At 64.0% G+C, this 13,895-nt stretch carries 10 protein-coding genes and 2 pseudogenes; 7 read left to right on the forward strand and 5 right to left on the reverse strand.

What is annotated here, in order from left to right:
• Positions 1-203 precede the first annotated feature (203 nt).
• Both nirK and BJA_RS35950 read left to right on the forward strand, forming a co-directional pair.
• Positions 204-1,298, forward strand: coding sequence for a copper-containing nitrite reductase (gene nirK, locus BJA_RS35945; protein ID WP_038965519.1), 1,095 nt, complete (start codon positions 204-206; stop codon positions 1,296-1,298).
• Between the two features lie 53 nt (positions 1,299-1,351).
• Positions 1,352-2,230 (forward strand): SUMF1/EgtB/PvdO family nonheme iron enzyme, encoded by an 879-nt coding sequence (locus BJA_RS35950; protein WP_011089827.1) that lies wholly within the window; start codon positions 1,352-1,354, stop codon positions 2,228-2,230.
• A 95-nt stretch (positions 2,231-2,325) separates the two neighbouring features.
• Here BJA_RS35950 and BJA_RS35955 read toward each other — a convergent pair whose 3' ends face one another.
• The 3 genes from BJA_RS35955 to BJA_RS35965 are packed head-to-tail and all read right to left on the reverse strand — an operon-like array spanning position 2,326 to position 4,358.
• A complete protein-coding gene (locus BJA_RS35955) occupies positions 2,326-2,961 on the reverse strand; it encodes a GNAT family N-acetyltransferase (protein WP_011089828.1) in 636 nt (211 codons plus the stop codon).
• Between the two features lie 22 nt (positions 2,962-2,983).
• Complete coding sequence (locus BJA_RS35960; protein ID WP_011089829.1) at positions 2,984-3,634, reverse strand: 3-oxoacid CoA-transferase subunit B; 651 nt, start codon at positions 3,632-3,634, stop codon at positions 2,984-2,986.
• Between the two features lie 16 nt (positions 3,635-3,650).
• A complete protein-coding gene (locus BJA_RS35965) occupies positions 3,651-4,358 on the reverse strand; it encodes a CoA transferase subunit A (protein ID WP_011089830.1) in 708 nt (235 codons plus the stop codon).
• Positions 4,359-4,661: 303 nt separating this feature from the next.
• Between BJA_RS35965 and BJA_RS35970 the strand changes: the two genes are divergently transcribed.
• Entirely contained in the window at positions 4,662-6,590 is a 1,929-nt protein-coding gene (locus tag BJA_RS35970) for an AsmA family protein (RefSeq protein ID WP_063921541.1), read from the forward strand.
• A 26-nt stretch (positions 6,591-6,616) separates the two neighbouring features.
• Here the strand turns inward: BJA_RS35970 and dctA are convergent.
• Together dctA and BJA_RS35980 are read right to left on the reverse strand one after the other, a co-directional pair.
• A pseudogene (gene dctA / locus BJA_RS35975) lies at positions 6,617-8,030 on the reverse strand (C4-dicarboxylate transporter DctA).
• A 54-nt stretch (positions 8,031-8,084) separates the two neighbouring features.
• Positions 8,085-9,157: pseudogene (locus BJA_RS35980) on the reverse strand (4-oxalomesaconate tautomerase).
• A 104-nt stretch (positions 9,158-9,261) separates the two neighbouring features.
• Between BJA_RS35980 and BJA_RS35985 the strand changes: the two are divergent.
• The 4 genes from BJA_RS35985 to BJA_RS36000 all read left to right on the forward strand — a co-directional run bounded on the left by BJA_RS35985 (position 9,262) and on the right by BJA_RS36000 (position 13,847).
• Positions 9,262-10,233: a LysR family transcriptional regulator gene (locus tag BJA_RS35985; RefSeq protein ID WP_011089835.1), complete on the forward strand. Its 972-nt coding sequence runs from the start codon at positions 9,262-9,264 to the stop codon at positions 10,231-10,233.
• Between the two features lie 412 nt (positions 10,234-10,645).
• On the forward strand, positions 10,646-12,031 hold the full coding sequence (locus BJA_RS35990; protein WP_011089836.1) for an ABC transporter substrate-binding protein: 1,386 nt from the start codon (positions 10,646-10,648) through the stop codon (positions 12,029-12,031).
• Between the two features lie 95 nt (positions 12,032-12,126).
• Positions 12,127-12,999: a carbohydrate ABC transporter permease gene (locus BJA_RS35995; protein ID WP_011089837.1), complete on the forward strand. Its 873-nt coding sequence runs from the start codon at positions 12,127-12,129 to the stop codon at positions 12,997-12,999.
• A complete protein-coding gene (locus tag BJA_RS36000) occupies positions 12,996-13,847 on the forward strand; it encodes a carbohydrate ABC transporter permease (RefSeq protein WP_011089838.1) in 852 nt (283 codons plus the stop codon). The genes BJA_RS35995 and BJA_RS36000 overlap by 4 nt, the downstream gene beginning before the upstream one ends.
• Positions 13,848-13,895: the final 48 nt, after the last annotated feature.

Consider the following 13,895-nt stretch of genomic DNA (forward strand, 5'->3'; position numbering starts at 1 on the left):
GCCGATGGTCGCTGGGCCTCGACATCCGCATCACGCCGTCGGACGCGGTCAACGTGGTGTCGCCGATCCTGCTCCGTTGAAGGATCTAAGTACTGTTGCGGAGGCGAATCCGGCGAAAGCTTGTTGCAGCGCAAACACTCTTGCCGTAACAGGCGCACACTGCATCCCGTCATCAAAACCATTTCAGATGAAGGATGCTTCCGATGTTCACCCGCAGAGCCGCATTGATCAGCGCCGCCGCGACCGCCCTGATGCTGGCGACACCCGCCCTGGCCGCCGACGATCTCAAACTGCCGCGCCAGAAAGTGGAGCTGGTGGCCCCGCCGTTCGTGCATGCGCACGAGCAGGCGACCAAGCAGGGCCCCAAGATCGTGGAGTTCAAGCTCACGATCGAGGAGAAGAAGGTCGTCATCGACGAGAAGGGTACCACCTTCCAGGCGATGACCTTCAACGGCTCGATGCCGGGCCCGCTGATGGTGGTGCATGAAGGCGACTACGTCGAAACGACGCTGGTCAATCCCGCGACCAACACCATGCCGCACAACATCGACTTTCACTCCGCGACCGGCGCGCTCGGCGGCGGCGCGCTCACCCTGATCAATCCCGGCGAGCAGGTCGTGCTGCGCTGGAAGGCGACCAAGACCGGCGTGTTCGTCTATCACTGCGCGCCGGGCGGCCCGATGATCCCCTGGCACGTCGTCTCCGGCATGAACGGTGCCGTGATGGTGCTGCCGCGCGACGGACTGAACGACGGCAAGGGCCACGCGCTGAAATACGACAAGGTCTACTATGTCGGCGAGCAGGACATGTACGTGCCGCGCGACGAGAAGGGCAATTTCAAGTCCTATGACTCGCCGGGCGAAGCCTTCACCGACACCGAAGAGATGATGAAGAAGCTGATCCCATCCCATGTCGTGTTCAACGGCAAGGTCGGCGCGCTTACCGGCAAGAATGCGCTCACCGCCAATGTCGGCGAGAACGTGCTGATCGTGCACTCGCAGGCCAATCGCGACAGCCGCCCGCATCTGATCGGCGGCCATGGCGACTATGTCTGGGAGACCGGCAAATTCGGCAATGCACCCGAGGTCGGGCTGGAGACCTGGTTCATCCGCGGCGGCTCGGCAGGGGCTGCGATGTACAAGTTCATGCAGCCCGGCATCTACGCCTATGTCACGCATAACCTGATCGAGGCCGCCGACCTCGGCGCCACCGCGCACTTCAAGGTCGAAGGCAAGTGGAACGACGATCTGATGACCCAGGTGAAGGCGCCTGCGGAAATCCCGGCCAACACCAACTAGACGCGACAAGGGGCCGGTGGATCACCGGCCCCTTCTTCCTTTCGGGGGACGACATGCTGATCGCATTCAAGCTGAAACTGGTCCTGGCTTGCGCGGCCGGACTCGCAGGACCGATCGCGGTGGCGCCGCTGGTCTCGGACATGGCGGTCCGCGGCACGGCGACGGAGCCCGCGATCGTCGAGATCGCGCCGGGCAATCTGTCCTATCGCGAGGCGGGCGATTTCACGCGGGGCGGGCAGCAGGCGGAAGCGCCGCTGCGCGCGATGCGGTTCACGAGGCCGCTGCACGTCATGCGGCATCAGGTTTCGTCATCCGACTACCAGCTTTGCGTGCAGGACGGCGCTTGCCGCGCTCTCGATCGTGACGTGGCGATCGCCACAGATCGCCCCGCGGTGCAGGTGAGCTGGCACGACGCACAGGCCTATGCGGGCTGGCTCTCGCACCGGACCGGCAAGACGTGGCGCCTGCCGAGCGATGCGGAATGGGCGTTTGCGGCGGGCTCGCGCTTCAAGGACGATGGCGCGCCGGTGGACGCGGACAATCCTTCGAAGCGCTGGATCAGCCGCTATGAGCGGGAATCCGAACGGGACCTTTCCGACACGACGGCCTATGCGTTCGGCAAATTTGGCGCGAACGAGCACGGCATCGAAGATCTCGCCGGCAACGTCTGGGAGTGGACCTCGACCTGCTTCGTGCGCTCGCGGACCGACGCGGCCGGCAATGCCGGCCGGGCGACCGTGAATTGCGGCGTGCGCATCGCGGAAGGCGCCCACCGCGCCTATGTCACCGATTTCATCCGCGACGCCCGCGCTGGCGGCTGCGCGCAGGGCGTGCCGCCCGCCAATCTCGGCTTCCGCCTGGTGCGCGAGGAGCCGTCGTGGGTCGCGAGCGTGTCGGCGCGGTGGAGCAAGACGTGGGCGGCGAGGTCGTAGCCGCCCTCCTGGCGTCATTGCCCGCGAAGGCGGGCAATCCGGTATTCCAGGCCTACGCGGAGCATGACAGTGTCGAATGCGGAGACCAAGCGCGCTTAAATCGCGCGCGTAAACATGCGAAATCCCGGTGCACCGATGATCGCCTCGAAAGCGGGATCACGCTTCTCCTCCGCAAAGACAAAACCGGCCTTGGCGTAGGCGCGTTCAGCGGGCACGTTGCCGATCAGGAACGAGATCGTCGCCCGTCGAAACCCAGCCGCCCCCCCCTGATCCAGCGCATGCGCGATCAGTGCCTGCACGAGGCCGCGGCCGCCATATGCAGGATCGATTGCGACATGCTCGATCATCCAATCGCCCTCGCCGCCTTGAACCCAGCAGCCGCGCGCATAGCCACCGCGCTGGCGGATCGCTTCCAGCTCCGACGCGGCGAGCCCGATCGCGGCTGCGACTTCCTCGATCGCGCGCCAGGCCGCAGGACCGGTGCCGGCCGCTGGCACGGCGCATAGCGCCGCGCCCGGCGCACCATCAATCTCGGCAATCCAATACTGCGAGACATGCCACATCGACACCGCGCGCGTGGCCGCGACGCGCGCGATGAAATCGAGGCATTCCGCTTCCGGCCAGCCGAGCGCGACGTCGAACCAGCCGCGCGGCCGGTAGCCACGCATCGATCGCAGGATGGTTTGAGCGATGAAACCGGCGTCTTCGGGACGCGCAGACCGTATCGTCATGCGCGCCCCCTCTGCGACGACCTTACGTGTTCTTCAGCGCGACGCGGAATTCGGCCTCGGTCTTGGCCTTGACCTCGTCGAGCGAGACGCCGTCGGCGAGCTCGATCAGCGCCATGCCGCCGTCGCCGTGCTTGTCGATGGTGAAGACGGCGAGATCAGTGACGACCATGTCGACCACGCGCTCGCCGGTCAGCGGCAAATTGCACTTCTTCAGGAGCTTCGAGCCGTCCTTGGCGGAATGCTCCATCACCACGACGACGCGCTTGACGCCGGCGACGAGATCCATCGCGCCGCCCATGCCCTTGACCATCTTGCCGGGGATCATCCAGTTGGCAAGATCGCCGTTCTGGGCCACCTGCATGGCGCCGAGGATCGACAGATCCATGTGGCCGCCGCGGATCATGCCGAAGGAATCCGCGCTCGAGAAATACGAGGTCGAGGGCAGCTCGCTCACGGTCTGCTTGCCGGCATTGATGAGGTCGGCATCCACCTCGTCCTCATAGGGGAACGGGCCCATGCCGAGCATGCCGTTCTCGCTCTGGAGGCTGACGTCGACACCATCGGGGATGAAGTTCGAGACCAGCGTCGGGATGCCGATGCCGAGATTGACGTAGTAGCCGTCACGCAGTTCCTTGGCGGCGCGCGCAGCCATCTGTTCACGGGTCCAGGCCATGTGAGTCTCCTGACGCTTAAGCGGCGGTGCGCGGGCGGGTGTTGCGGAATTCGATGCGCTTCTTGGCCGTGCCGACCTCGACGATGCGCTTCACGAAAATGCCGGGCGTGTGGATGTGGTCGGGATTGAGTTCACCGGCCGGAACCAGATGCTCGACCTCGGCCACGGTGATCTTGGCGGCGGTCGCCATCATCGGGTTAAAGTTGCGCGCGGTCTTGCGGTAAATGAGGTTGCCGGCGGTATCGCCCTTCCAGGCGTGCACGATGGCGAGGTCGGCGAACAGGCCGCGCTCCATCAGGTACTTCTCGCCGTCGAACTCCTTCACTTCCTTGCCTTCGGCGATCAGCGTGCCGACGCCGGTCTTGGTGTAGAAGGCCGGGATTCCGGCGCCGCCGGCGCGGATGCGTTCGGCCAGCGTGCCCTGCGGGTTGAATTCGAGTTCCAGCTCACCGGCGAGGAACTGCTGGGCGAACAGCTTGTTCTCGCCGACATAGGACGAGATCATCTTCTTGATCTGCCGGGTTTCCAGCAGGCGGCTGAGCCCGATGCCGTCGACGCCGGCATTGTTGGAGACGACCGTCAGCCCCTTGACGCCGGACTCGCGGATCGCGTCCGACAGCTCCTCGGCGATGCCGCAGAGGCCGAAGCCGCCCGACATGATCATCATGTTGTCTTTCAAAATGCCGTCGAGAGCCGACTTGGCGTCGGGATAGACCTTGTTCATGCAAAAACCTCGACTGAACCTTCGGCTTGCGGGCGTCGCGCCTTATTGGCGGCGATTATTAGGCGAAATCGTCCGAAGCCGTCAATGATACGGGGTTCTCCGCTCCGCGGGGCGGTGGTAGAAGCTGCCCACGCCGTGGGCAGGATCGTCCCCGGCCTTGAAAGCGACAAGAAAACCCATCAAGTTGCGGCACTTAACATAACAGGACTTGTGACGTAACAAGGCTTGGGCGTGGGGCGCGCGGGTTTCCCGGCCCGCCCCTTTGGCTCCAACGACCAACCCGATCAGGACACGCCATTGACCATGGCCCAAGGAATGAAGCGCCTCGGGACGCCGATCGCGGCGCTGCTCGGCGTCGCGCTGATCGCCCTGATCGCGACCTCCTGGCTCATCAACCGCGACGCGCTGCGCAAGGCCGTGGAAGCGCAGATCCGCGACGTCACCGGGCTCGAGCTCAGTGTCGCAGGCCCCATCGACATCTCGGTGCTGCCGGCGAGCTACATCTCCTTCCATGACGTCGGCCTGAAGGGCGGCGGCACCAGCGACCCCGCGCTCCGTGTCGACGTACTCACCGCCAATCTGCGGCTACTGCCGCTGCTGCTGCAACGGTTCGAGATCGCCGACCTGACGCTGCTGCGGCCGCGCATCCATGTCAGCCTGAAGCCGGACGGCGAGAGCAACTGGACGCCCTTCATCCAGACCATTGCGCGCACCATGAAGCCCGGCGCCGAAAATCAGGTCTCGTTCTCCGAGATCCGGATCCAGGACGGCGTGCTCAATTACGAGGACGCCGCCACGCACGCCACCGAGCAGTTCGACGACATCGACCTGTCGCTGGCCTGGCCCTCGATCTCGCGCTCCTTCGCCGCGACCGGCCAGTTCGACTGGCGCGGCGAACGCGTCGACGGCTCGATCAGCTTCGCCGACTTCGTCGCCGCCCTCTCCGGCGACCGTTCCGGCCTGAAGGCGCGGATCGCCAGCGCCCCGCTCAAGCTCGCCTTCGACGGCAGCGTCGCCAACCGCACCAGCCCGATGATGGAAGGCACGCTCACGATCGACAGCCCGTCCTTGCGCAACGCGCTGCGCTGGACCGGCCAGCCGCAGCCCGGCAGCGGCGGCTTCGGCCGTTTCGCGCTGAAGGCGCGCGCCAATGTCGTCGGCGCCTCGATCGCGCTTACCAACGTCAATGTCGAGCTCGACGGCAACGCCGCCGAGGGCGTCATGACCTACGCCAACAACGGCCGGCAGACGCTCCAGGCGACGCTCGCCGCCGACGCGCTCGACTTCACGCCTTATATCTCGACCTTCCGCCTGCTCGCGAGTGGCGCGCGCGACTGGAACAGGCAGCTGTTCGATCTCAACGGGCTCTCGACCACCGACCTCGACATGCGCCTGTCGGCGGCGCGGCTGACGGTCGGGCCGTCGAAGCTCGGCCGCACCGCGATCGGCGCCAATTTGCGCAACGGCACGCTGGCGCTCTCGGTGGGCGAGGCCCAGGTCTATGGCGGTATCGCCAAGGGCTCGTTCGGCATCGCGCGCGCCGACACCGTCGCCGATATCAAGGCGCAATTCCAGTTCACCGACGTCGACCTCCAGGCCTGCGCCTCCGAACTGTTCGGCCTCAACAAGCTGTCCGGCCGCGGCAACATCAACGTCTCCCTCGTTGCCTCCGGCTCGAGCCCGTTCGGCCTCGTGCAGTCGCTCGATGGCAGCGCCACCGTCACCGGGCATGACGGCGCGATCTCGGGCTTCAATGCCGAACAGCTCCTGAAGCGGCTGGAGCGCCGGCCGCTGTCCGGTGGCGGCAATTTCCGCAACGGCTCGACGCCTTACGACAATCTCACCATCGCGGTGAAATTCTCCGACGGGGTCGCCACCGCCGAGGACATCCGCGTCGAAGGACCGGCGGCGAAGATCACGATGACCGGCACCGCCTCGGTGCCGACGCGCGAATACGACATGAAGGGCGTGGCGAGCCTCAACAGCGCCTCGGGCTTCGAATTGCCCTTCGTGGTGCAGGGCCCCTGGGATGATCCCCTGATCTTTCCCGATCCGGAAAGCCTGATCCGCCGCTCGCCCGCGTCCGCGCCCCTGCTCGACATGCTCAAGGACCGCAAGGCGGGCGACGCCGTGCGCTCCGCGATCGAGCGCATCACCGGCACCGCCAAGCGTCCCGCCCCGGCAGACTCGCCGACGGCGGAGAACGCCAAGGAAAACGCCAAGTCCAACTAGAGTGATCGGCGTCGCTCTCTTCGGGTTCAAGCGGCCGATTGCGTCGTCGAAATCCAGCTCTCGTTCTCCTGCACCACGGTTGCTCCGCCGATCGCCGTCCCCGCCCCGACCTCGCGCGTGACGCTCTGCCCCAGTTCACGGGCCAATACTTCGCGATCACAGGCATCCTCCCACAGCGAAATAGTGATGGCCGCGACACAGTTGCTGATCATGCTGGTCAGCGCCCGCGCTTCCGACATGAAGCGGTCGATGCCGACGAGCAGCGCCACGCCGGTCACGGGCAGATCCGGCATGACGGAGAGGGTCGCGACAAGCGCAACGAAGCCGCTGCCGGTGACACCTGCCGCCCCTTTGGACGTCAGCAGCATCAGGCCGAGCATCGCCGCGATCTGCCCCCACGACAGATGAATGTCGCAGGCTTGCGCGATGAAGATGGACGCCAGGGTGAGGTAAATGGCGCTGCCGTCCAGATTGAAGGAATAGCCCAACGGCAACACGAGCCCTGACACGCCTTTCCGGCATCCGAGCTGCTCCAGCTTGCGCAGCGCGCCCGGCAGCGCCGGCTCCGACGACGACGTGCCGAGCACGATCAGCAGCTCTTCTTTGAAGTAGCGGATCGTCTTCCACAGGCTGAAGCCGTTCAGCCGCGCCAGCGTCCCAAGCACGACGACCACGAAGACAGAGCAGGCGATATAGAAGGTCAGAATCAGCAGTCCGAGCGAGCCGATCGATCGGATGCCGTAGCGCCCCACGGTGAACGCCATGGCCCCAAAGGCACCGAGCGGAGCGAGCTTCATGATGAAGCCGAAGGACACAAACAGCACTTGTGAGAACGACTCGACCGCTTTCGTCACCACAACGCCGCCATCGCCGGCACGGCTCAGGCCAAAGGCGATCAGGATGGAGACGAGCAACACCGGCAGCACTTCGCCATCGGCGAACGCTCCAAAGAAGGAGTGCGGGATGATGTGCAGCATGAAGTCCGCAAATCCGGTCGCACCTGCCTGCTTGGTAAATTTCGCGGCAGGTCGCACCTGCCTGCTTGGTAAATTTCGCGGCCACCGACGGATCCAGCGTATTGACGGACACATGCATGCCAACGCCCGGCTGGATCTGTGACACGGCGATCAGCCCGGCCAGCAACGCGAGCACGGTCAGCAGGTAGAACAGCGCCATGGATTTCACCAGCGCGCGGCCGACCTCGCGGGAATCGCTGATGCTGTTGATGCCGCTCACGATGGTGCAGAATACGATCGGCGCGATCATCATCTTGACCAGCTTGACGAAGCCGTCGCCAAAGGGCTTCAGCGCGGCGCCGAATTCGGGCCAGAAATGGCCCGTGAAGACACCCAGCATGAGACCGATCAGCACCTGGACGTAGAGAATCCGGTAGAACGGCTTTCGCGGCTCGCTGCTCGCGGACCCAGCCGTCGCTCGCATCTGCATTCTCGTTTCTCCCTTGTGTTATTCTTGAGGTTTAAAAGCAGCCCGGCTTCAGGCCGCCAGCACCAAATGAGGCACGTGCGATCGACGGGCGAAGACGTGGCCCTCGAAGATTCGCCGGGCCGTCCGCAGCACCCGGGCAACCGGGCCGGGCTCCAGCCGAACCACGAGCTGGCCGGAGGGATGGGCGAGGGTGATCGGCACCGGCGGCGCCAATGGTCCGACCATCTCTGCCGCGATCGTCCCGGGCGTGACGCATGCCGTCGCGATCGCGACAGCGCCGGTCACCGCCAGCGCGTTATGGCAGTCATGCGGCATGAAATACCTGGTGCTCAACGTCGCCTCGCCTCCGCGCGCAATCAGAACCGGCTTCGGAATCACCATTGTCGCGGAATTTGGAAAGCCCATCCGGCATCCGGCCTCGATGCGCAAAGTTTCGAGGCGCGCGCGAAAGCCTCCGTCGGCGAAGTCCGAGGGAGCCTCACGGCCGGTCCACCCCAGATCCGCCGCGCGGACCAGCATAACGGGCATCGCCGCGTCGATGCAGGTCACATCGATCCCTTCGATGCGATCGACCGGTCGTCCGGTGGGCAGGAGACGACCAGTGCTTGCGCCGGCCGCGTCGGGGAACGACAGCTCGATCGGCGCGGCCGTTCCCGGTACGCCGTCGATCCGCGCCTCGCCGTCGTAAGTCACGCGCCCTGCGGGGGTCGGAACGGTCGCGTCAATCAGCTTGCCGGTGTTAACATTGTGGATCCGCACATGGGTGCGATCCGCGGCGGCGGCGACCAGGCCGGCTTCGATTGCGAAGGCCCCACCCCCGCGAGCATGTTTCCGCAGTTCGGGGAGGTATCGACGATGCCTTCACGAACACGCACCTGGGCGAACAGGTAGTCGACATCGGCGCCTGGCACCGATGCCGGTCCAACGATCGCGACCTTGTTGATAACGGCATTGCCGCCGCCGATCCCGTCGATTCCAAGATCGTGCCCCCCTCCCATCACAGATAGCAGGATCGCGTCGCGCAGTTTGGGGTCGGCCGGAAGATCGCGGGCCAGGAAGAACGGCCCGCGCGAGGTGCCCCCACGCATGACCACACAGGGAATGGCAATCTGATCGTTCATGGAGCTGTTCCGTTCGCGACAACTTCGCTCGATCCGGAGCATCCCTCGACAGAACTCTTTTGTGAAATGCAAATATCCGATGTATTATTCCGATTATCGATACAATGGAGCTTGCCATGAACGCAGAACTTCTCGACCTCAAGGCGTTCATCACCGTGGCGGAGACGGGAAGCTTCGTGCGCACCGCCAGGGCGCTGAACCTGTCGCAGCCGGCGCTGAGCCGACGCATTCAGAAGCTGGAAGAAAGCCTCGGTGCGCCGCTGCTCGAACGCTCGACGCGTCACGTCAATCTCACCATGACCGGCCGTGATTTCCTGCCGAAGGTGCGCCGCCTCATCGACGAGTTCGAGACCTCGGTGCTCGCCATCCACGATATCGGCGCGCGAAGTTCGGGCCTGGTCTCGGTGGCTGCGGTGCCGACAGCGGTGTTCTACTTCCTGCCGCGTGCGATCGGCCGGTTTGCCGAAACGTATCCACGCATTCGCATCCGGATTCTGGACATCGGTGCCAATGAAGGATTGGAAGCGGTCGCGCGCGGAGAAGCCGACTTCGGCATCAATTTCATCGGTGCTTCGCATGCCGAGATCGAATTCGAGAAACTGGTTGAGGACCCCTTCGTCCTGGCCTGCCGTCATGACCATCCGTTGGCATCGCGCAAACGGGTCAGCTGGTCAGAGATTGTGTCACACCGGGTCATCACCGTCGGTCGCAACAGCGGCAATCGCGCGCTGATCGACAATGCGCTCGCGCGACACGGCCTGCAGCTGAACTGGTCCTATGAGGTCGCTCACCTCTCCGGTTCGCTTGGCCTCGTCGAAGCGGGACTCGGCATCGCGGTGCTGCCGAAGCTTGCGACGCCCGCCGCCGGTCACCCCATCATTCACACCGTTCGGTTGATCGAGCCGGAGGTGTCGCGGACGATCGGAATCGTGCGCAGGCGCGGGACCACACTATCTCCTCACGCGAGCCAGTTTCTCAAGATGCTTCTCGAGGCGTGGCACACGCCTTCCGGGACGCGCGGGCAAGACAAGCCGAAGCCCCGATCCGCTCAGGCAAACTCGATTCGGCGGGCCTGAAGAGGAAACGCTAATAGGTCGGCAGCGCAGCGCTGCAAGACCGTTCCCCTGTCGAACCGGAAGTTCCTCGGATCAGCCCCGCCGTGTTTTCAGAGGCATTTTGCGTCCTCCGGCCGCAGCACCATAGTGTGGCCAGCCGACTGCGTTGCGTTCAGTCCTCATACCGCTTACAAGGCCGGGCTTCGCCAGTCGCGAGCAGGTACGGATGCACATGGTCAGGCGATCAGAACGCAGAACCCGAATTGATTGCCGCTAATTGATGCGGCGATTGGATCGATGCGCACGTTAATCATCTCCACAGGCGCCGTTCCCACGACCTAGGTCTGACAACATGCCGCTAGATCGGCTGACGGCCATGCGCTAGTGTTTTATACGACCGGTTAAAAACACCGGCCGTTTGAGGGAGAAAAACGTGAGATCCAAGGTTATTGGCGCAGTCACACTGGCGGTCGCTGCGGCCGGGCTGTTCGCAGCCGCTGCACCCGCATTTGCGCAGCAGAAGACGATTACGGTCTGGTGGGGCAAGGGCTTCTACCGCTCCGAAGACGACGCGCTGATCGAGACGATCAAGAAGTTCGAAGCCAAGACCGGCATCAAGGTCGAATTGTCGCAGTACGCGATTCAGGACATGATTCCGAAGACGGTCGCCGCGCTCGATGCCGGCACCGTGCCCGATGTTGCCTATTCCGACTCTTATGACGTGCAGGCGCAGGGCAAGTGGGCCTATGAGGGCAAGCTCGAGGACCTCACCGATGTCATGGAGCCGATCAAGGATCGGTTCGTGCAGAACACGCTGGATGCGTCGATCCTCTATAACGACGTTACCAAGAAGAAGGCCTATTACGGCTTCCCGCTGAAGCAGCAGAGCATGCACGTCCAGATCTGGAACGACATGCTGGAGAAGGCCGGCTTCAAGCTCGCCGACATCCCGACCGACTGGGAAGGCTACTGGTCGTTCTGGTGCGACAAGGTGCAGCCGGGGATCCGCAAGGCCACCGGCCAGCGCATCTACGCCGTCGGCCAGCCGATGGGCGTGGAATCCACCGACGCCTTCCAGTCGTTCTACACCTTCATGGACGCCTACCACGTCAAGCTGGTCGACGACGACGGCAAGCTGCTGGTCGACGATCCCAAGGTTCGCGAGAACCTGATCAAGGCGATGAAGGACTACACCGACACCTACATCAAGGGCTGCACCCCGCCCTCGTCCACGACCTGGAAGGACCCGGACAACAACGTCGCCTTCCACAACAAGACCATCGTGATGACCCACAACTTCACGATCTCGATCGCGGCGAAGTGGTACGAGGACTCCCAGAACCAGGCGCTTACGCCCGAGCAGCGCGAGGCCGGCAAGAAGGCCTATGAGCAGGACATCGTCACGGCGTCCTTCCCGAAGGCGCCTGACGGGTCGACCATCCGCTACCGCTCCGACGTCAAGACCGGGCTGGTCTTCACCGCGGCCAAGAACAAGGCCGAGGCCAAGCAGTTCATCAGCTTCCTGCTCCAGGAAGACAACGTCCGTCCCTATATCGAGGGCGCGCTCGGCCGCTGGTTCCCGGTGACCAAGGAAAGCCAGGCCAGCCCGTTCTGGCAGGCCGACAAGCACCGCAAGGCGGTCTACGCCCAGTTCACCGGCGGCACCGCCGCGTTCGACTTCACCAAGAACTGGAAGTTCACGATCCTCAACAACGAGAACGTGTGGGCCAAGGCGATGAACCGGGTCGTCAGCGAGAAGGTCCCGGTCGACAAGGCCGTCGACGAACTGATCGCCCGCATCAAGCAGGTCGCGGGTTAATTCATCCTTTCCCTCTCCCCGCTTTGCGGGGAGAGGTATAAGAACAACACCGGCCGCGTTTCGCGGCCGGCATCTCTTTGAAGAGTCCGAAAAGAATGGCGATCACGCTCTCTGGCGATCAGGCAATCCCCGCGCCGCCCTTGTCGTCGCGGCTGACCCCGGCGCAGGCCTGGGGCATCGCGCTGCTCGCGCCCTATCTGCTGGTTTTCCTCGCCTTCGTCGTCTATCCCGTCTGCTACGGGCTGTGGCTGGCGCGGGCGCCGGCGAACTATGTCGCGCTCTACAACGACCCGATCTTCGCGCGCGCCGCGGTCAACACGCTGATCTTCCTGGTCATCGGCATCAACATCAAGATGCTGATCGCGCTGTTCCTGTCCGGCTTCTTCGCCCAGCAGCGCACCTGGATCAAATGGCTCTCGGTGATCTTCATCCTGCCCTGGGCGGTGCCGTCGATCCCGACCATCCTGTCCGTGCGCTTCATGCTCAATCCCGAATGGGGCGTGATCAACCACCTCATCTTCTCGTTCACCGGTGACGACGGCCCGAACTGGCTGAACGACCCGACGGTGGCGCTGACCATGGCGATCGGCGTCCACATCTGGAAGTCGCTGCCGTTCTGGACGCTGATCCTGATCACCGGACGCCTTGCGATACCGCACGATCTGTTCGAGGCCGCCGAGGTGGACGGCGCGAGCTGGTGGCAGAAGTTCCGCTTCATCACCTGGCCGTCGATGCAGACGCTCTACATCACCTGCACGCTGCTTTCGATGATCTGGACGCTCGGCGATTTCAACAGCGTCTACCTCCTCACCGGCGGTGGCCCGGCCGACCTCACGCATGTGCTGGCGACGCTCGGCATCCGCTATCTCCGGCTCGACCAGCTCTCGCTGGCAATGGCATCGATCGTCTGTGCGATGCCGTTCGTCCTGCCGCTCGTGTACTTCATGATGAAACGGTTGTCGCGATGAAGCTTCCCTCCTTACGCGAAGTCGCGACCGAAGCGCGGTTGCTGCTGATCGGCATTCCCGTCTTCATCTGGACGATGGTGCCGATCTATCACATGTTCCTGTTCGCGATCTCCCCGAAGGAGGACGCGTTCTCGGGCAAGCTCTGGCCCGACCATCCGACGCTGCACAACTTCGAGATCGTGTTCAAGCAGCAGCACTACTTCCTGCGCGACTTCTATGTGCAGTTCTGGAACTCGCTGGTGATCGCGGCGTCGGTCGGCGTGCTGACGCTGTTCATCGCCACCGCCGCCGCGTTCTCGATCTCGCGGCTGCGGGTGCCCGGTGGGCGCATCGTGATGAACCTGGCGCTCTTCACCTATTTCATCCCCGCGGCGTTCCTCGCCGTTCCGATGTACCGCACCATGGGTAATTACGGCCTCCTGAACAATCACTGGTCGCTGATCCTGGCCATGGTGACGATCGCCAGCCCTTACGCGATCTGGGTGCTGAAGCAGGCCTCCGACAAGCTGCCGGTCGAGCTGGATGAAGCCGCCGTGATGGACGGCGCGACGACGCTCCAGATCTTCCGGCTGGTCTATCTGCCGCTGATGATGCCCTCACTGGTCGCGATCGGCACCTATGCGGTGCTGCTGGCCTGGAACGAATATCTCTACGCGTTCCTGCTGCTCTCCAACGACCGCGAGATCACGCTGCCCGTCGCGCTCGGCAACTTCCTCGCCGCCGACGATTCGCCGTGGGAGCTGTTGATGACCACCGGCTTCATCTACGCGCTGCCACCGGCCGCGATCTACTACGCCTTCCGCCGCTACATGGTCGGCGGGCTCACCGCGGGTGCAGTGAAGTCCTGACGCGACAGGACGCATCCGGTCGCCGCAAGCAGTACGTTCGAGCGACAA

Origin of the sequence: Bradyrhizobium diazoefficiens USDA 110, from assembly GCF_000011365.1 — a bacterium.
Lineage (GTDB): Bacteria > Pseudomonadota > Alphaproteobacteria > Rhizobiales > Xanthobacteraceae > Bradyrhizobium > Bradyrhizobium diazoefficiens.